The organism is Levilactobacillus sp. HBUAS70063, from assembly GCF_038374745.1.
GTDB lineage: Bacteria > Bacillota > Bacilli > Lactobacillales > Lactobacillaceae > Levilactobacillus.
This window is the reverse complement of record NZ_JBANSM010000004.1, coordinates 109,292-127,488: the sequence shown is the minus strand read 5'-3', so window position 1 is coordinate 127,488 and position 18,197 is coordinate 109,292. Positions and strand designations below refer to the sequence as shown.

General features: G+C 52.5%; 17 protein-coding genes. 7 read left to right on the top strand and 10 right to left on the bottom strand.

What is annotated here, in order from left to right:
• Window positions 1–23: 23 nt before the first annotated feature.
• Together V8I28_RS07445 and V8I28_RS07440 are read right to left on the bottom strand one after the other, a co-directional pair.
• Entirely contained in the window at window positions 24–584 is a 561-nt protein-coding gene (locus V8I28_RS07445; RefSeq protein WP_341779493.1) for a ComF family protein, read from the bottom strand.
• A gap of 113 nt (window positions 585–697) precedes the next feature.
• Complete coding sequence (locus V8I28_RS07440) at window positions 698–2,017, bottom strand: DEAD/DEAH box helicase (RefSeq protein ID WP_341779492.1); 1,320 nt, start codon at window positions 2,015–2,017, stop codon at window positions 698–700.
• Window positions 2,018–2,095: 78 nt separating this feature from the next.
• Between V8I28_RS07440 and V8I28_RS07435 the strand changes: the two genes are divergently transcribed.
• A complete protein-coding gene (locus tag V8I28_RS07435; protein WP_341779491.1) occupies window positions 2,096–2,767 on the top strand; it encodes a YigZ family protein in 672 nt (223 codons plus the stop codon).
• Between the two features lie 57 nt (window positions 2,768–2,824).
• Here V8I28_RS07435 and V8I28_RS07430 read toward each other — a convergent pair whose 3' ends face one another.
• Window positions 2,825–3,073: a hypothetical protein gene (locus V8I28_RS07430; RefSeq protein WP_341779490.1), complete on the bottom strand. Its 249-nt coding sequence runs from the start codon at window positions 3,071–3,073 to the stop codon at window positions 2,825–2,827.
• A gap of 27 nt (window positions 3,074–3,100) precedes the next feature.
• Here V8I28_RS07430 and V8I28_RS07425 point away from each other — a divergent pair, with 27 nt between their 5' ends.
• Window positions 3,101–3,490: an alpha/beta hydrolase gene (locus tag V8I28_RS07425; protein ID WP_341779489.1), complete on the top strand. Its 390-nt coding sequence runs from the start codon at window positions 3,101–3,103 to the stop codon at window positions 3,488–3,490.
• A gap of 221 nt (window positions 3,491–3,711) precedes the next feature.
• Here the strand turns inward: V8I28_RS07425 and V8I28_RS07420 are convergent, their stop codons facing one another.
• Complete coding sequence (locus V8I28_RS07420) at window positions 3,712–4,806, bottom strand: glycosyltransferase family 4 protein (protein ID WP_341779488.1); 1,095 nt, start codon at window positions 4,804–4,806, stop codon at window positions 3,712–3,714.
• A 401-nt stretch (window positions 4,807–5,207) separates the two neighbouring features.
• On the opposite strand from V8I28_RS07420, the gene V8I28_RS07415 reads away from it, so the two are divergent.
• The 4 genes from V8I28_RS07415 to lrgB (V8I28_RS07400) all read left to right on the top strand — a co-directional run bounded on the left by V8I28_RS07415 (window position 5,208) and on the right by lrgB (V8I28_RS07400) (window position 8,156).
• A complete protein-coding gene (locus tag V8I28_RS07415) occupies window positions 5,208–5,648 on the top strand; it encodes a CidA/LrgA family protein (RefSeq protein ID WP_341779487.1) in 441 nt (146 codons plus the stop codon).
• A gap of 50 nt (window positions 5,649–5,698) precedes the next feature.
• Window positions 5,699–6,505 carry an antiholin-like protein LrgB gene (lrgB, locus tag V8I28_RS07410; protein WP_341779486.1) on the top strand — a complete coding sequence of 269 codons (807 nt, stop codon included), beginning with the start codon at window positions 5,699–5,701 and terminating at the stop codon, window positions 6,503–6,505.
• 439 nt (window positions 6,506–6,944) lie between these two features.
• On the top strand, window positions 6,945–7,325 hold the full coding sequence (locus V8I28_RS07405) for a CidA/LrgA family protein (RefSeq protein WP_341779705.1): 381 nt from the start codon (window positions 6,945–6,947) through the stop codon (window positions 7,323–7,325).
• Window positions 7,326–7,349: 24 nt separating this feature from the next.
• Window positions 7,350–8,156: an antiholin-like protein LrgB gene (lrgB, locus tag V8I28_RS07400; RefSeq protein WP_341779485.1), complete on the top strand. Its 807-nt coding sequence runs from the start codon at window positions 7,350–7,352 to the stop codon at window positions 8,154–8,156.
• A 203-nt stretch (window positions 8,157–8,359) separates the two neighbouring features.
• Here lrgB (V8I28_RS07400) and V8I28_RS07395 read toward each other — a convergent pair whose 3' ends face one another.
• From V8I28_RS07395 to V8I28_RS07380, 4 genes are all read right to left on the bottom strand, one after another.
• On the bottom strand, window positions 8,360–10,195 hold the full coding sequence (locus V8I28_RS07395; RefSeq protein WP_341779484.1) for an APC family permease: 1,836 nt from the start codon (window positions 10,193–10,195) through the stop codon (window positions 8,360–8,362).
• Between the two features lie 505 nt (window positions 10,196–10,700).
• Window positions 10,701–12,326, bottom strand: coding sequence for a chaperonin GroEL (groL, locus tag V8I28_RS07390; RefSeq protein WP_341779483.1), 1,626 nt, complete (start codon window positions 12,324–12,326; stop codon window positions 10,701–10,703).
• A gap of 64 nt (window positions 12,327–12,390) precedes the next feature.
• On the bottom strand, window positions 12,391–12,675 hold the full coding sequence (gene groES / locus V8I28_RS07385; RefSeq protein ID WP_341779482.1) for a co-chaperone GroES: 285 nt from the start codon (window positions 12,673–12,675) through the stop codon (window positions 12,391–12,393).
• Between the two features lie 260 nt (window positions 12,676–12,935).
• Window positions 12,936–13,574, bottom strand: a complete 639-nt coding sequence (locus tag V8I28_RS07380) for a redox-sensing transcriptional repressor Rex (RefSeq protein WP_020088177.1) — start codon at window positions 13,572–13,574, stop codon at window positions 12,936–12,938.
• A 425-nt stretch (window positions 13,575–13,999) separates the two neighbouring features.
• On the opposite strand from V8I28_RS07380, the gene V8I28_RS07375 reads away from it, so the two are divergent.
• Window positions 14,000–15,952, top strand: coding sequence for an ABC-F family ATP-binding cassette domain-containing protein (locus V8I28_RS07375; RefSeq protein WP_341779481.1), 1,953 nt, complete (start codon window positions 14,000–14,002; stop codon window positions 15,950–15,952).
• Between the two features lie 647 nt (window positions 15,953–16,599).
• Here the strand turns inward: V8I28_RS07375 and V8I28_RS07370 are convergent.
• Both V8I28_RS07370 and V8I28_RS07365 read right to left on the bottom strand, forming a co-directional pair.
• Window positions 16,600–17,253, bottom strand: a complete 654-nt coding sequence (locus tag V8I28_RS07370; protein WP_341779480.1) for a nitroreductase — start codon at window positions 17,251–17,253, stop codon at window positions 16,600–16,602.
• Between the two features lie 74 nt (window positions 17,254–17,327).
• On the bottom strand, window positions 17,328–18,191 hold the full coding sequence (locus V8I28_RS07365; RefSeq protein ID WP_341779479.1) for an aldo/keto reductase: 864 nt from the start codon (window positions 18,189–18,191) through the stop codon (window positions 17,328–17,330).
• Window positions 18,192–18,197 lie beyond the last annotated feature (6 nt).

The window sequence follows — 18,197 nt, the reverse complement described above, 5'->3', positions numbered from 1 at the left end:
ATTCTCACGAAATTTAATCGGCCTCAGCGCGCTAAAGTCAGGCTAGTAACCGCTTTCGCGCCGCCTAAATAAATTTGGGCGGCGGCATGGCGTAGCGTCCGCCCCGTAGTATAGACATCGTCCAACAATAAAACTCGCCGATTTACTAGCACCGACGCCACCTGCGGATCTAATGTGAACGGCTGGGGCGTCACCAATCGTTCGGCCCGCGTCTTCGCCGATTGGGGCCGAGTCTTGTGATCCGCCTTGACCAGGAGTGCCTGCTGGTACGGTTGCCCCCGCAACCACCCGGTGACCTGATTAAACCCACGTGTCAACCAAGTCTGCTGGTCGATCGGGATGGGCACCAGCACATCGTAGTCTTGCTGAGCTAGTGCCCGTTGCAGGGGCGCCTGTAGGGCCTTGCGCAACGCGTAGTCCCCCTGAAATTTATACTGTTGCATGTAGGCTTTCATCCCCGCGTCATACCGAAACAACGCCCGGTTGGTCAGGGGTTCAGCCGCCCAACGCGTACAATCGTGACAGACCGTCGATGTGTCCTGTTGCCGCCCACACGCCGGACAGTGCTGCGCCGTGATGGGCACGAATCGGGCCTGACAACTCGCGCACAGCGGGGGAACCGGCAATGGCCGCCAAGATAAAAGGTCCCTTAGCGCTAGGCTCGACTGAAACTCTCGCTGACACCACACACAGATGGTCATGGTCGTCGCCCGCCCTGCCGGCGTCCTTGGCGATTCAGTTGGTCAATCATCCGCTGGGCCCGGTGGATGGTCCGGGTCTGGCTCTGTGCGTAGCAGGTCACCTCACCCGCGGGAAAGTCGGCGTGACGCCCCGCCCGACCGGCAATCTGGACCAGGGCGGCGGTGGAAAAGATGGGGTCATCCCCACCCAAGACGATGACCGCAATCGCTGGAAAGGTCACCCCACGCTCCAGGATCGTGGTCGTCACGAGAAAGTCGACGCGTTTGTCCCGCAAGGCCTGCACCTTGGCCGTTCGGTCCGGGTCGGCCGCGTGAACGCTGACGCCATTGCGGATAGCCAGCCGGGCCAGCGCCGCCATCACCGGTTCGAGGGCGCGCACGTGCGGGACAAACAACAGGAAGCGTTGGCCCACCCGCGCGTAGGCCAGCACCTGGCGTTGCAGCCCGCGGGGCAACTGAGATTTCACCAGAGCCGCCCGCCACCGCCAGGCCAACCGTAATTGTAGGCGCGGTAGCAAAAAGCCGTGGTAACGCAAGGGTAAATAGGTCGTGGCCACCTCGTGCCGACGGATTTGGCGTTGCAGGGCCTCGCCCGGCGTGGCCGTTAGGTACAAGTGACAGCCCGTTGTCTTCTCCGCACGGGTAATCGCATCCTGTAGTAACGGACTGGTCGTCAAGGGAAAGGCATCCACTTCATCGACAATAATCCAGTCGAAGGCCCGCTCGAAGCGCAACAATTGGTGGGTGGTACAGACGGTCAACTGACTGTAGGCGTACGGCAGTGGCTGCTCCCCGTACAGGAGACACTGACTCACCGCCGCAAAGGCCTGGCGAATCCGCGGGGCCAACTCCAAACACACGTCGACTCTGGGGGAGACCCAGGCCACTCGCCAGCCCCGGGCCAACGCCCACGCCAAGGCTGGATACACAATTTCCGTCTTCCCAGCGCCGGTCACGGCCCACAGGAGCTGATTTTGTTTCCGCTGGGTCAGGTCACGAACGGCCCGAGCGGCGCGTTGCTGATCGTCACTGAGCTTTCCGGTCCACGTCAGAATCGGCGCCGGTGGGATCGTAAACCGATTGGGCTCCGGAATAGTGTATAATTTAGTCTGTGACGTCACCCGCCCCAGTTGCAAGCAGTGGCGACAATACCAAGCGCCATTTGGCAACCGATCTTCCGGTTGCACCCACTGCTGACAGCGTTGACACCGATAGCGGCGGCCGACCCGCTGCACGGCGACTTGACCGTCTCCCAACGCCGGCATCACCTGCCGGGCAGGGATGCGGCGGCCAAAGAATTCTGATAAATCATTCATGACGTTCCTCCCCTCTTACGGTACAGGAACTAACTCCGTAAAAAACGGCTAAAATTTTTTTAAGAAAGGTGTTTTTTGATGGAAACCGACTATTTAACGATTCAAGCAACCGGTCAGCACAGCCTGACGATTAAGAAGTCCCGGTTCATCACCGATATCGCTTGGGTGACGACCGAAGACGAGGCCAAGGCCTTTCTGGCCACGGTCAGCGCCCGCGAACCCAAGGCCAATCACCACTGCTGGGCCTACGTCATCGGCGAACACGACGAGATTCAACGCGAAAGCGACAACGGTGAACCCTCGGGAACCGCTGGCGTCCCGATTCTAACGGTGCTTCAGCGTAATCGACTGCACAACGTGATTGCCGTGGTCACCCGGTACTTCGGTGGCATCAAGCTCGGTGCCGGTGGCCTGATTCGTGCCTACAGCAACGCCACCTCCACGGCAATCGAGGCCGTGGGCGTGGTCAAACGCGTCCGTCAGCGGGAGATGACGCTGGCCGTGGATTACGCCAATTACGACCGACTCAACCATTACTTAACGGAAGAAAAGATTGCCACTCTCGATACGGTCTACACGGACAACGTTGCCGTGACGATTGCCGTCGATTTAGACGCGGTCGCGGCTACCCAACAGGCCATCACCAACCTGCTGAGCGACCGATTGACGGTGACCTTAGGCGACGTCATTTACAATGAGGTTCCGGTAGAAATCAACGCCAGCAGCCATCAGGACACCTCGGAATCGTGAGCGTACTAGAAAGGCGTCGGAAAGCCTATCCGCTTTCCGACGCCTTTTTGACGACAATTAAGCCGGGAATGCCTGGCGCAACTGCTTGACGAAGCGCTCCGCAATCGGCGAGAACACCTGATACTTCTTCCAAATAATATACATCTTAGACGTCAGTTGGGGCGCTAACGGGCGAAAGACCAGGTCGCTATCGGCACCGGTGTCACAGAGTCCCGCAAAGGTCAGCATGGCGCCTAGCCCACTGCGCACGAAGACCGCCATCAACTGAAGGTCGGCCTCAACCAACAACGGACGGCCGATTACCAAAGCGGGGCCTACAAGCGGGCCGGTGGCGTGGTCGATCCTGTTCCGGCCGATGCCCCACAATTCATCCGCGATTACAACGCCTACTACAAGACCGACCGCGGTTACCACGCCCGTTCCGTCAACTCTAACGACGGCTGGAACGTCACGGGGACGATGTCCTTTATCAACCAACCCATCAACCAGTACACCAACGAAATTCGCAGTGCGGTTCTGATGGTCCACGGGGACAAGGCCCACTCTTACTACTTCAGTAAGGACGAATACAAGAAGATGACGACCAACTCTAAGTACACCGATAACAAGGAATTAATGACGATTCCCGGTGCCGTGCATACCGACCTGTATGACGGCGGCAAGAACCGCGACCTGATTCCATTCGACAAGTTGGACACCTTCTTTAACCAATATTTGAACTAAATCCCGCCTCACGAAAGCCCGACCGATTGCCATTTTCTCGACAATCGACCGGGCTTTTTTTCTGTCAACTGCCGGTTCGTCCGCCTCCACCTTACCGTTCGCCAAATTCGGTCCGGATCGCGGTGGACGGGCACAAGTAAAGGCCGCATCCTCACCCATTCACAGGTGAGCACGCGGCCCTCAATCATTTGACCAATCACCAATCCGGCAATTGCTCGAAACTAATCTGAATTTTTAGACGTTAACTGCTTCACGACACGCTTAATCCAGTGCAGGAGGGGCTGCCGGTCCGAACCGACCAAGCCAATGGCCTCCACGAACAACTCCAACCCAATCAGGATGGCAATCGTCAACAGGACGGACCCCCAGATGGTCGACAACGGGTAGAGCAGGGAAATAAAGGAAAAGATCAACGCAATCCCGTAAATCACGAGCACCGTTTGTCGATGCGTCAAGCCCAGCTGCATCAAGCGGTGATGCAAGTGGTGTTTGTCGGCGTGCGAGATGGGCTGCTTGTTTAAAATCCGGCGAATCATGGCGTACACCGTATCCGTGATGGGCACTCCGAGAATAATCACGGGGATGATGACGGAGATAAACGTCACGTTCTTCAAGCCATACAGCGAGAAGCAGGCAATCATGAACCCAATGAACTGGGCCCCCGTATCCCCCAGATAGATCCGGGCGGGGAAAAAGTTATAAGGTAGGAAACCGACCATCGCGGCCACCAAGGCAAAAATCATGATGGCAACCCAGGTGTTAGCCACGTTTAAGAAGAACAGACCGGTAATCCCGGTAGTGGTTAACGCGATGATTGACACGCCGGTGGCCAGGCCATCCAAGCCGTCAATCAGGTTAATCGCGTTGACGATCGCCACAATCCACAGCAACGTGATGGGCAACGCCAACCAGCCAAAGTGCCACACCCCCACGAAGGGCAGCGTCAGATAACGCATCCGCACTCCGGCCACGAAGTAAACTTCTAGTGCCGCCGCCAGTTGAAACATGACTTTTTGGCGTGGCTTTAATTCAAAGACGTCATCAATCATGCCCCCCGCGATGATGATACACTCACCTCCGAACAGGCCCCACAACTGTTGCGTTGGCATCTGATCACGCAAGAGGAACATGGTTGAAAATGTAAACGCGATAAAGATCGCCAGGCCACCCAACGTTGGCATTGGAATCTTATTGACCCGTCGCTGATTCGGTTTATCCACCGCACCGATTTGAAACGCGAAGCGGCGTACAAACGGCGTTAGGACTGCGGAGATAATCATGGTAGCAAATAAGCTAACAATAATCTCAAATCTCATAAAGTGTCCTCTTTCTTTTCTACATATCTTTTGCTAATTATACAAATCTCCCAATTTAAACACAACCGCCATTTTAAGATTGTTCAGAAAAGTTAACCTTTTCAATCGGTCTAACCAGTTTTCACAAACTTGTGGGGCTTAATCATCGTTTAGTTAGTTCAACGAAAACCTCATGAAAACAAATGCCTAGTTACGTTGGCTCAATATTAGTTAATAAATATGCCGGAATTCCCGAAATGGCGGAGATTAAGCTTGAGTATTAGGAACCCGCCCAATATAATGAGGTTAGTTCAGGTAGATTTAAGTCCTAATTAATTTCTTTATAATAGGCGCCTAATTTTCTTGTGAAATTAGGCCGATTGTCGGTTAGATTTGGTGTTTCATCGAAAGGAGATTTTTCTATGGCTAGCCAAGATAAAGTTCCCCAAACGGCGGAGCAGACGGAGGAGAAGCCCTCGCCCATCATTGTTCAAATGGCGATCTTCGCCGCTATTCTGTTTGTTGCCAGTTTGATTTCACCCCTCTTCCCGCCTTCTTTTCCAGTTCCCACCCCGGTTATCGGGCTCATTCTCCTCTACGTGCTACTCGCCACGCACATCGTGAAGCTGCGTAACGTTGAGAAGTTTGGCGACTTCATGATCAGCTTGATTGCCTTCTTGTTTGTGCCATCGGGCATTCAGCTGGCCGCCAGCCTGAATATTCTCAAGACCCAAGGCGTCCAGATTGTTGCCGTGGTCCTGATTGCAACCATTGTCATGCTGGTCGTGGTGGCCTACACCACTGCCGGAATGATTTGGATTCGCAAGCACGTCTTCCATCGAAGTGTTGACGTGAAGTCATAAGGTTTATCCGCCTGATTCTTACTCAATAAGCATAAGAGAGATGAGTGTCCATGATTATTTTAACAGCCGCGCCACACATGGCGATCTGGGGCAAGTGGTTAGGCGATGCCCTCGGCACCAATGCCGCCGGCGCACCAGCAGGTAACGCGATCTTTGGAATTTTTCTTTCCCTATTGGTTTACTTAATCGGTCAATGGCTGTTCAAGATTGGCAAGGGGTTCTTCCTCTTCCAGCCACTCTTCGTTGGGATGGTCCTCGGCATCTTCATTTTATTTCTGATGGCCAAGGTTTTCGGGACCACGACCGCAACCTTTTATAAGTCGGCCTACAAGCCCGGGGGCGATATCATCTTCTGGTTCCTGAACCCCGCAACCATTGCCTTCGCCATCCCACTGTATCGACGAAACGATGTGGTTAAACGCTTCTGGCTTGAAATTGTATTGTCCCTCATTATTGGGCTGATTGCGTCACTGTTCTTCATCTACGGTGCCGCCAAGTTACTTGGTCTCAACGATATCGGGATTGCCTCCATGCTACCACAGGCCGCAACCACCGCGATTGCCATGCCAATTGCGACCGCGATTGGTGGAAATGCCGCCGTTACCGCCATGGCCTGTATCCTCAACGCCGTCATCATTTACGCGCTGGGCGATTGGCTGGTTAAATTCTTCCGGATCAACAACGATCCCATCGGCGCTGGCCTAGGCTTAGGAACAGCCGGTCACACGGTCGGTTCCGCCAAGGCGCTTCAACTCGGGTCCATTCAAGGGTCCATGGCCTCCATCGCCGTGGTTATTATCTCCATTGTGGTCGACATCGTGGTGCCCCCATTCGCGGCCTTTATGGGATTGAAGTAGTCCGCCGAACAAAGGTCATTCTAGACGGTGGCCGTCATTCTTGGGCGTCATTTCCCACAAAAAAATAAACTTTTTTGGCCAAATTTGACAAGACGCCCCCGAATTTTTACGCTTGTGAAAAATTAGTCGTTCTGAAAAGCTTTTTGAAACCTCGTTCGGTCGCTTGCAAGCGCGGTTCACTGCACAAGTGGTCGCCTGAACCGCGCCACACCGCAGTTTAGCCTTGTGCAAACCGTCAAGATCTCATATAATGATGGTGAGCGATTGAGAGCGGTTTCACAGCTAGTTTCATCACTGCCTCTGCCAAGGTTTTCTTTGTAACCTCTCTCGCATCGCTGATTATGCCTTGCGTCTGAAAGGAGATTTTATCTTGGCTCAACAGCACCCCACGACTAAGACGGCGCCCGTCGACGAACAGCCCGCACCCATTCTGGTACAGATGAGTATCTTCGCGGCCATTCTTTTTGTGGCCAGCCTCATCTCACCGCTGTTTCCGGCATCGCTCCCAGTCCCTACGCCAGTCATCGGGATTGTAATTCTCTACACCCTACTGGCCACTCATATTTTAAAATTACGTCACGTTGAAAAATTTGCCGATTTCATGATCAGTTTGATTGCTTTTCTCTTTGTTCCCGCCGGCGTTCAACTAGCCGCCAGTCTGGATATCTTAAAGACTCAGGGGCTACAGATTACCGCGGTCGTTCTGATTGCCACCATTGTCATGCTGGTGCTAGTCAGCTACACCGCCGTCGGCTTGATCTGGCTTCGACAACACCTATTCCACCGCAGTTGTACGGTGGAACAAGAGACGACACTTTAGCGCCTTAACGAAGAAGGTTATAACATGATAATTTTAGCGGAAAACCCCGATTTAGCGCTGTGGGGCAAATGGCTCGGCGACGGTCTCGGGAACAACGCCGACGGCTCCACCGCTGGGAATGCCATCTTTGGCATCTTCTTGTCACTGGTCGTATACCTCATCGGCCAATGGCTCTTCAAAGTCAGTAAAGGTTTCTTTCTCTTTCAACCCCTCTTTGTCGGGATGGTTCTGGGTATTTTAGTCCTCTTCCTCCTCGCCAAGACCTTTGGCACGTCAACCGAGACGTTCTATCGGTCGGCCTACAAGCCCGGGGGTGACATCATCTTTTGGTTCTTGAATCCGGCCACGATTGCCTTTGCCGTGCCGCTCTATCGCCGAAACGACATTGTCAAACGCTTTTGGCTAGAAATCATTTTGTCCCTGATCATTGGCCTGAGCATCTCCCTATTGGTCATCTACGAGGCCGCCAAGCTCATCGGCCTGGATACCGTGGGGATTGCCTCCATGCTACCGCAAGCGGCCACGACGGCGATTGCCATGCCGATTTCCAACGCCATTGGTGGAGTCGGCGCGGTCACGGCCACCGCTTGTATCCTGAATTCCGTCATTATTTACGCGCTGGGCGACTGGCTTGTCAAATTCTTCCGGATTGACAAGGATCCCATTGGGGCCGGGTTAGGGCTAGGAACCGCCGGCCATACGGTAGGCTCGGCTAAGGCCGTTCAACTGGGCTCCATCCAGGGGTCCATGGCTTCCATTGCTGTGGTCATCATCTCGATTGTGGTCGATCTGCTCGTGCCACCGTTCGCCTCGCTGGTGGGATTACGGTAGCCTGATCGTGACGCCGCTCCTTTCCAGCCGCCCGACCGTTCGCCAAATCGGGGTTGAAACGCAGAGGGCGGACTCCCTAGCAGGCGTGGGCTCATGGCTTCACCAATCTTAGTGAACAGAACCTCATCGTGCCGGTACCCCTTAATTTTACTTTCATTCAAAAAGGCCCCCAAAACCAAACCGGTTTTGGGGGCCTTTCGGAACTACTCTTTCAAGTGGTAGTTATAAGTCGAAACAATAATATTTTCTCGTGAATTCAAAGTCGTCCGTAAGCGCAGCGCCGTTTGGTTATGCAGGACGTTTTGCCAAGGATGGCGCGGAACGAATTGTGGAACCAATACCGTGGTAGTAAAGTTCCGTTCGGCCGCCCGCTTAGCAATCACGTCACAAAACCGCAGCGTCGGGGTTGCGATCGACCGGTAGGAGGAGTGAATATCCACGAACCGAATGTCCGGAAATTCCTCTTTAAATTCCTGCGCCGTCTTGTGTTCCTTCTCTGGATTCTCGTCGAAGGACACGTGCATGGCGATGACGTAATCCCCAATGGACCGGGCGTAATTGATGGCGCCGGCCGTTACCCGGGTGATGTTGCTGACCAGCACGATGACGGTCGCCCCATCGTACTCGTGCATGTCGGCCTTCGTCTTGGCCGCCACCCGCAGCTGCCGCGCCACCTTCTTGTAATGCTGGTGAATACGATAAAACAGCAAGAGCAACAGCGGCATGATGATGAGGTATGGCCACACGTTGGCGAAGTGCAAGAACAGCAGGAAGATGACCAGGACCACGGAAATCAGGGCCCCAATCAGATTGATGAAGGCCTTGCCCAGCCAGAACCCTTCGCGCGTCCGGAACCAGTGAATAATCATCCCGGATTGCGATAACGTAAATGGCACGAACACACCGACCGCGTACAGTGGAATCAACAGCGTCGTTTGCCCGTGGAAGATGAAGATCAGGACAATGGCCCCGACCGCCAAGGAAATAATCCCGTTGGAGTAACCGAGACGGTCCCCCCGGTCCAGGTAAGCGTGTGGTAGGAATTTATCCTTCGCCAGGTTGTAGGCCAGAATCGGAAAGGCCGAAAACCCGGTATTGGCCGCAACGGCTAAAATCAAAGCCGTGGACAATTGTAGCAAATAGTAGATAACCCCATGGCCAAAAACGCCGACCCCAATCTGGGAAAGCACCGTTTGGCTTGCCTCGGGCCGAATCCCCATGTAATAACTGAGGAAGGTAATCCCGCCGAAGAAGATGGCCAGGATCGTTGCCATAATGGCCAACGTCGCCGCGGCATTGTGACTCTTCGGTTTCTTAAAGTTTGGCACGGCATTACTGATGGCTTCCACCCCAGTCAGGGAAGAAGACCCGGACGAGAACGCCCGGAAGAACAGCAACAGCGTCATCCCGGAGACCGAACCGCCCAGTCGTGCCGAGGCGTGATACGTGATGCTCCCGGTCACGATGTTGTAAAAGCCCACACCAATCATGACCACAATCATCAGGATGAAGAAGTACACGGGACCGGTCAGAAAGGACGCCGACTCTCGCATTCCCCGTAAATTAAGCAACATAATGCCGATAACGATCAGCACCGAAACCAACACTGAATAAGGCGACAACGCCGGAATTGCCGAGGTAATCGCCTCGGTCCCAGACGTCGTTGAAACGGCCACGGTCAGCATATAATCAACCAACAGCGATCCCCCGGCGACTAAACCGGCCGACTGTCCCCAGTTGGTGCTAGCAACCACGTAGGCGCCACCACCTGTCGGATAGGCATGGATGATCTGTTGATAAGAAAGCGTGATCGCAAACAACAGGACCAGAACCAGCGCGGCAACCCACAATTGATACATCAAGGCCGCTGCGGACAAGGTAATCAGAACTGTCGTAATTTGCTCAGTACCATAAGCCACGGAGGACAGTGCGTCAGATGACAGCAAGGCCAGCGCCTTAAATTTCGTTAACGCCTGGCCACCTTCGTCCATGGTCTTTAGGGGTTTCCCAATCAAAACCCGCTTTAAATAACGCCACATGACTACTTACTCCTTATCTCCATAAATAATGAAAACGGGCTCGCACCCGCCTAAAAAGTCTTTATTAATCGTTCCAATTTCAAACGCAAACGTAATTCTACTACAACTAGCTCCACAATACCACTCTTGTTCAGCATAGCAACTAAGAAAACTGGCCATGACGACGTAACCGCCAATTATCGGCAATTCACCGTTGCCAGTCTATGGCAGAAGAAAGCGCTTCACGTTTTAAATGAGCCGTTGATAAATTTTATGCCGCTACCGACTGGTCACCGCTCTGCCCAGGTGCTCCCCAAGGACCAGCATAGCCTGGCCGAAGCACATGGCCGTTTAACCATCCCTAGGCGGTCGTAGTGGGCCTTCTCCCGTGCTCCCAGGTGAAGAGACCCGTGCTCAAAACGACTTGTCTGACGGCCATATTTAGCCAACTAGGTGCAACCACAAAAAAGCCAATCGGCGCACCGATTGGCTTTTTTAATCCACTAGCAAGCTAGCGATTCAGTTTTTACATCATGCCGCCCATGCCTGCAGGGTTAGCAGGTGCAGCGGGTGCTGGGTTGTCTTCAGGCTTGTCAGCCACAACGGCTTCGGTCGTCAACAACAGAGCGGATACGGATGCGGCGTTTTGCAGAGCAGAACGGGTAACCTTAGTTGGGTCGGTGATACCGGCCTTAACCATGTCTTCGTATTGGCCGTCAGCGGCGTTGTAACCGATGCCTTCCTTTTCACCCTTCAGGTGTTCAACGACAACGGAGCCTTCAACACCAGCGTTTTCAGCGATTTGACGAACGGGTTCTTCCAGGGCACGGAGAACGATGTTAACCCCGGTCTGTTCGTCGCCTTCTGCCTTGACAGCGGCAACGTCCTTGATCACGTTGATCAAAGCAGTTCCACCACCAGCAACGAAGCCTTCTTCAACAGCGGCACGCGTTGCGTTCAAGGCATCTTCAATGCGGTACTTCCGTTCTTTCAATTCAGTTTCGGTTGCGGCACCGACCCGAACAACGGCAACCCCGCCGGCTAACTTAGCCAAACGTTCCTTCAACTTGTCACGGTCGAAGTCAGAAGTCGTTTCTTCGATTTGGCCCTTGATTTCAGCAACCCGGTTAGCGATTTGATCCTTGGCACCAGCACCTTCAACCACAGTGGTGTTGTCCTTAGTCACGTTAACCTTTTGGGCTTGACCTAATTGATCAATCGTGGTGTCCTTCAAGTTAAGACCCAAGTCATCAGTGATGACCGTCCCACCAGTCAGAACCGCGATGTCTTGCAAGGTTGCCTTCCGACGGTCACCAAAGCCAGGTGCCTTAACAGCAACCACGTTGAAGGTCCCACGCATCTTGTTCAGAACCAACGTTGGCAAAGCTTCACCGGTAATGTCATCGGCGATGATCAACAATGAACGGCTTTGTTCAACAACGGATTGCAGTAATGGTAAGATATCTTGGATGTTGGCAATCTTTTTGTCGGTAATCAAGATGTAAGGGTTGTCCAAGTTGGCTTCCATCTTGTCGTTGTCGGTAACCATGTATTGTGACATGTAGCCACGGTCGAATTGCATCCCTTCAACCACGTCCAAGCTGGTGTCAACACCACGGGATTCTTCAATGGTGATAACCCCATCGTTACCAACCTTTTCCATGGCATCGGCAATTAACTTACCGGTTTCTTCGCTAGCTGATGAAATAGAAGCGATTTGGGCGATGTCGTCCTTGGTCTTGACGTCATGTGACATCTTGTGTAAACCATCAACGGCGGCCTTCGTTGCCTTTTCAATCCCACGACGGATGCCGACAGGGTTGGCACCGGCCGTGACGTTCTTCATGCCTTCGTTAACGATGGCTTGCGTCAATACCGTAGCAGTGGTGGTCCCATCACCGGCGATATCGTTGGTCTTAGAAGCAACTTCAGAAACCAACTTAGCTCCCATGTTTTCGAAGTGGTCGTCAAGTTCGATGGACTTCGCGATCGTTACCCCATCATTCGTGATGGTTGGGTTGCCGTAGCTTTGTTCCAAAACAACGTTACGTCCCTTAGGTCCCAGGGTGGTCTTCACCGTATCAGCTAACTTATCAACACCGGCAAGCATCTTGCTACGGGCGTCTTCAGAAAATTTCAATTCTTTAGCCATTTTATTCATTCACCTCATACTAAAATTTTTGAATTATTTGGATAGTCTTCTTAGTGGGAAAAGCTTAGTCAACGATAGCGACTAAGTCCTTTTCGTGTAAAACAAGGTAAGTGGTGTCTTGGTACTTAACTTCAGTCCCGGCATACTTATCAAACAATACCTTGTCGCCAACCTTAACAGTTGGGGCTACCTTTTCGCCATTGTCTAACACACGGCCATCACCGACAGCAACAACGTTTGCCGTTTGTGGCTTTTCTTGAGCGTTACTTGCGAGCACAATGCCGCCAACCGTGGTTTCTTCTTCTTCTGGTTGATCCAAAATGACGCGGTCTCCTAATGGTTTTAACACTTGAATCCCTCCAATAAACTTACTTTTAGCACTATTAGCACTTGACTAACATAAGTGCTAATCAACAATATCTAATATATGGTTTTTCCCTATAAAAATCAAGGAATTTGACAAACAAATTCACGGTCCCACCCCCGCCACCGGCACATCGCCTAGAGTTCCAGGCTTTCCAGCTCATTGAGGTGAATAATCAGGCAACCACCCCGCCCCCAACTTGGGGCCAAAAAAAATCGCAACCCCGGAGGATTACGATTCAAACGTTAACTTAAATTATTGTAGTGTTCCAGGAAGTAAATCAACGTCTGGAGTTCGTTGGTCAAGTCCACATTCTGAACGCGAACGCCCTTGGGCACCGTGATTCGCAGCGGCGTGAAGTTTAAGATCCCTTTGACCCCGCCAGACACGGCCTCATCGGTAACCTCTTGGGCCACTTGTGAGGGAACGGTCAAGATGGCCACTTCAATCTGCTGTTCTTCCAATTGTGTCCGTAGATCCGTCATCGGATAGATGGGCACCCCACTTTGAATCGTGTTGGCAATCTCTTGCTTCACGTCAAAGGCCGCACTGATACGGACGTTACTGTCTTGGTGGAAATTAAAGTTCAGGAGCGCATGTCCTAAATTCCCGACCCCGATCAGGGCGACGCTGGTCAGGCGGTCCTGGTTCAAAATCTTCTTAAAGAACTTGATTAAGCTCTCAACGTCATACCCATAACCCCGTTTACCCAGGGCGCCAAAGTATGAGAAGTCCCGCCGAATTGTTGCGGAATCAACCTTAACGGCTTCGGACAATTCGGTCGAAGACACCCGGGTCTTATCGGCGTCTAGCAAAATATTGAGATAGCGATAATAGATCGGCAAGCGTTTGGCTGTCGCCCGCGGAATTTTTTGTTCTGTCAAAAACGAGACCTCCTAAAAGAAACCGGCTACCGTTCACAAGCGATAGCCTCATATTTAAATAATTGTCTGGATTGTGAAATCAACTTTCTTATAGATTATAGCATAACCGTTCATCTTGTGAAAGAATTTGCAAGTTTTTTTCACAATTTATTTGGTTATTTCGGTCTTCCGATAGAATATGCTAAAATAGTGATTGGACAATCACGCGAGCCGGCAGAGTCGGCAACGCCGGCCCTCGCTGGAATTACTCACCGGCGGTTGCTCCCGTTAATGCGGCCAGAATTGCCGCGATGGGTCCGATAAATTTAATCAATAAACTAAACAAATTGTGGGATGTCCTTTTTCACGACAGTCGGCAATTGAAATAACCTAAAAGTAACGTCCCTTCACTTTTAAGCCATCACAACAAAGGAGGTTGGTTTACCGTGATTCTTTTACAAGTTCAGCAGGTTACGCGGCGTTTCGGCGCCAGTGTCCTCTTCGAAAACGTCAGCATGGACGTGCCCGAACACGGTCGCGTGGCCCTCGTCGGCCGCAACGGCGCGGGTAAATCTACCCTATTAAAAATGATTGCCGGTGAAACGGCGCCCGATGTCGGTCAGATTACCACTAAGCGTGGGCTGACCATGGGGTATCAAGCTCAGAATGCCGGTCTGGCCTCGACCAAGACCGTTTGGAACGAAATGCTCAGCGTCTTTGCCAAGCTCATCGCCATGGAAAAACGGATGCACGAGCTCGAACAACAGATGAGTGACCCCGCAATCATCGCCGATCAGGAAAAGTTTGATCAAATCAGTGCAAGCTATGACCAATTACAGCAAGACTTCAGCGATCAGAATGGTTACGGCTATCAGGCCGAGATTCGGGGCGTGCTCCACGGCTTCGAGTTCGACGAAAGCTACTATGATAAGCCGATTAACGAGTTATCTGGGGGCCAACGCACGCAACTCGCTCTGGCCAAGCTCCTGCTGGAACGTCCCGATCTCCTGATTCTGGACGAACCGACCAATCACCTGGACGTGGAAACGTTGACCTGGTTGGAAGGCTATTTGCAAGGCTATCCCGGCGCCATCCTGGTCGTTTCCCACGACCGGTACTTCCTCGATCACGTGGTCAACGACGTCTACGACATGGCCCACGGCGGACTCGACCATTACCCGGGAAATTACTCCCACTACATCGCGGACAAGGCCGAGCGCCTGCGCTTAGCCTGGAAAGAATACGACAAACAACAGGCCGAGATCAGCAAGCTGGAAGACTTTGTGAACAAGAACATCGTCCGGGCCTCCACCACCAAACGTGCTCAGGCCCGGCGAAAACAGTTGGAAAAGATGGACCGCATCGACCGACCCGAGGGCGACGAAAAGGCCGCGCGTTTTAGCTTCCGGCCCAAGCGTCAGAGCGGTAACGTGGTCCTCGACGTGGTCAACGGCGCCGTGGGTTACGACGGCCAGATTCTGGCCGCACCGGTCAACCTGGACATCAAGAAACACCAGGCCGTGGCCATCGTCGGCCCCAATGGGATTGGAAAATCCACCCTCCTGAAAACCATTCTGGGTCGGATTCCCGCCATTCAGGGCCAGATTATCTTTGGCACCGGCGTCGATACCGGTTACTACGACCAGGACCAGGCCACGCTACACGACAAGAAATCCGTCCTGCACGAGTTGTGGGACGACCACCCCACCACACCCGAGGGCGATATCCGCTCAATCCTCGGTAGCTTCCTGTTTACCGGGGCCGACGTGGACAAGAGCGTCCACAGCCTGAGCGGGGGCGAACGGGCCCGGTTATTGTTGACGAAGCTGGCCATGCAACACGACAACTTCCTCATGCTCGATGAACCCACGAACCACTTGGACATCGACAGCCGGGAGGTCTTGGAGACCGCGCTCAATGAATTCGACGGGACCATTCTCTTCGTTTCCCACGACCGGTACTTCATCAACCAAGTCGCCACGCAGGTCGTCGAGCTCAGTCCCGAGGGCACCACGCGGTACCTGGGGAACTACGACTACTACGTTTCCAAGAAGGCCGAGCAGGATGCCTACGCGGCCAAGGAAGCCGCCGAGGCCGAAGAAGCCCACCCCACTGTTGTCGCCCCCAAGCAGACCCAGGTTGACTATCAAGCGCAAAAGGACCAAGCCAAGGCTAAACGAAAGCTCAGCCGCCAGGTCACGGCGCTTGAGGACCAGATGGGCGAATTGGAAAAACAAAAGACGGCCGTAGAAACCGAAATGAGCCAAGAGGCCAACTTCAACGATGCTGGCAAACTAGCCGACCTACAGGCCCAACTCACCGCCGTCACCACGCAACTCAGCGAAACGGAGGATGCGTGGACGGAGAAGAGCCTGGAACTGGAAGACTTTGCGGATTAAGGCCGAGATGGTTTCGACTCTCTAAAATTAAAGGACAAGCGTTAACCCGTTTATTCATAAAATCAGTGTCGAACCCCTAATGATTTAAGGGTCGGCGCTGATTTTTTAATTCATTCGAATCCCCGACTTGCACAAGACTCAGCGATTACTCGAACTTTCATCAAGTACCTTGTCTCAATGACCGACAACGTCTATAATTATAAATGGTTTCAGGGGAGAAACATTCGCATTTTAATTCAGCGTGTATCCTCGAATTACGCCGAGAATACGCGTGACACGGGGAGATGTCTTTTAATGAAGCAGTTATTTAAGCAGTATTACCAAGATGGTTTCGCGAAAACAAACGGTCTATTTAAGAATTATTCCAAGTGGTTTAGACGGTTATTCTTTGGCGCGGGGCCGATACTAGTGATCCCGCTCCAACTCATCTTAGCTTTCCTGCCCGAATCGCTACCCGTTCTTCTTCTTGAGGTCCTAGGTTTCGCCTACTTAATTCTCACATTTTCCCTATTTTTGGTGGAATCCATCATCCACGGGGTGAGGTATCTGAGAAATAAGTAGCGCGTTCGTTCAACGCAAAAACTGCCAGTCCGAATAAATCGGCTGACAGTTTTTTCTATCTACTGGTATAAGCGCCATTTAGTCGGCTAGTCATGAAACGTCGTCATCTGATCGATCGGTAACCGCGTAGACGTAATTCGATTAACCGCCGCCTCCGCATCACGATATCCTAAACCAATCCCCATGATGAGCTTCTCGCCATTTTCCAGCTGAATATTGTGCCGAACTTCCTCTGGAAAACTGACAAACTGATAGGCGGGCATGGAATCAATCCCGGCATCCTTAGCCGCTAACATCAGCGCCATGCCAAATGCCCCCAGGTCGTATAGGGACCACTCCGAGTAGCCTTCAGGTAACGTCAGGTAGACGATGGCCTGGGCATTATAGAGTTTACCCGCGGCATCTCCCATAATCTTTTGCCAATCTGGGCCAACCGACTGGGCAATGCCATCGGACCACGCCTGCATATTATCCTGTGCTTGCGCGGACCAAGCCGACCGCGCCATTACGGGTAAATCGGAATGACCATGTTCGCCGACATCCCCCAGGTGTTGGTGCTCTTGGCGAATGCTTTGCAGTGTCTCACCCGTGACCACGTGGACCTGATAAGGCTGCGAGTTCACCCAAGACGGGACCTCTTCCGCCGCAGAAATAATCTTCTCCAGCGTAGCCTTGGGAATTTGTTGATCTGTAAACCAACGCGTTGCGTGACGTTCATTTAAAGCTTGATAGACATCCATTCAATGATCTCCTAACATCCAGTTTTCTTAGGTCTACTGTACCACTGTGCCCCTAGTTTCTGTCGCCTGAGCCCTTATGATTTGGCCGTGTCCGGATCAAATTGGAATCCGCCACTGTACGGGGCTTCGTCGATGGCTTGCATCTCAGCCGATGTCAACGCAAAATCGAAATCATCCAAGTTCGCCTGCATATGCGCATCACTGGTCGACTTGGTCAAAGGGATAATGTCCTTTTGGATCAGCCACCGCAAAATCACTTGTGACGGTTGCTTGCCATATTTTTGGGCAATCTGGTTAACCGTCGCGTCCTGTAAGACGTTGCTGTCCGGTCCGCCAAAGGGACTCCAGGCTTCGACCTGAATATCTTGGGATTGGGCGTACTCGGCCGCTGCCGTCTGGGCAAAGCCAGGGTGATACTCGATTTGATTCAGCATGGGCTTAATCTCACTATCCTCGACCAATGCCTTCAGATGATGCGCCAAAAAGTTAGAAACACCAATGGCTTTGATCTTACCAGCACGATACAACTCTTCCAAGGCACGCCAAGTATCAGCGTTTAGTTCGCGCCAATCGTCATGCCACTTGGCATTGGCTGGCCAGTGAATGAGGTAAATATCAACATAGTCCAACCCTAACTTGTCCAACGACGCATTGAAGGCCTGTAGCGTCTGCTGATAGCCCCGATGACTGTGCCAGGCTTTCGTACTAACCAAAATATCTTCTCGTTTGAGGTTGTTTTCGGCCATTGCCTCATGAATCCCCTGACCCACACTCACTTCATTGCCGTAGATTTCAGCCGTATCGATCAGCCGATACCCGTTTTTAATTGCCTTTTTAACCGCCGTCACAGTCTCTTGGCCGTCCGGAATAATCGTGCCGAAACCGACTACGGGGACCTTGTACCCATTATTTAACGTATAAGTTGAAGTCATATCCATCATTAT

What these genes read in the sequence shown, in the direction of transcription:
- V8I28_RS07440 (WP_341779492.1), bottom strand. Translation starts at nt 2,017, where the DNA reads ATGAATGATTTATCAGAATTCTTTGGCCGCCGCATCCCTGCCCGGCAG.
- V8I28_RS07435 (WP_341779491.1), top strand. Translation starts at nt 2,096, where the DNA reads ATGGAAACCGACTATTTAACGATTCAAGCAACCGGTCAGCACAGCCTG.
- V8I28_RS07420 (WP_341779488.1), bottom strand. Translation starts at nt 4,806, where the DNA reads ATGAGATTTGAGATTATTGTTAGCTTATTTGCTACCATGATTATCTCC.
- V8I28_RS07415 (WP_341779487.1), top strand. Translation starts at nt 5,208, where the DNA reads ATGGCTAGCCAAGATAAAGTTCCCCAAACGGCGGAGCAGACGGAGGAG.
- lrgB (WP_341779486.1), top strand. Translation starts at nt 5,699, where the DNA reads ATGATTATTTTAACAGCCGCGCCACACATGGCGATCTGGGGCAAGTGG.
- V8I28_RS07405 (WP_341779705.1), top strand. Translation starts at nt 6,945, where the DNA reads ATGAGTATCTTCGCGGCCATTCTTTTTGTGGCCAGCCTCATCTCACCG.
- lrgB (WP_341779485.1), top strand. Translation starts at nt 7,350, where the DNA reads ATGATAATTTTAGCGGAAAACCCCGATTTAGCGCTGTGGGGCAAATGG.
- V8I28_RS07395 (WP_341779484.1), bottom strand. Translation starts at nt 10,195, where the DNA reads ATGTGGCGTTATTTAAAGCGGGTTTTGATTGGGAAACCCCTAAAGACC.
- groL (WP_341779483.1), bottom strand. Translation starts at nt 12,326, where the DNA reads ATGGCTAAAGAATTGAAATTTTCTGAAGACGCCCGTAGCAAGATGCTT.
- V8I28_RS07370 (WP_341779480.1), bottom strand. Translation starts at nt 17,253, where the DNA reads ATGGATGTCTATCAAGCTTTAAATGAACGTCACGCAACGCGTTGGTTT.
- V8I28_RS07365 (WP_341779479.1), bottom strand. Translation starts at nt 18,191, where the DNA reads ATGGATATGACTTCAACTTATACGTTAAATAATGGGTACAAGGTCCCC.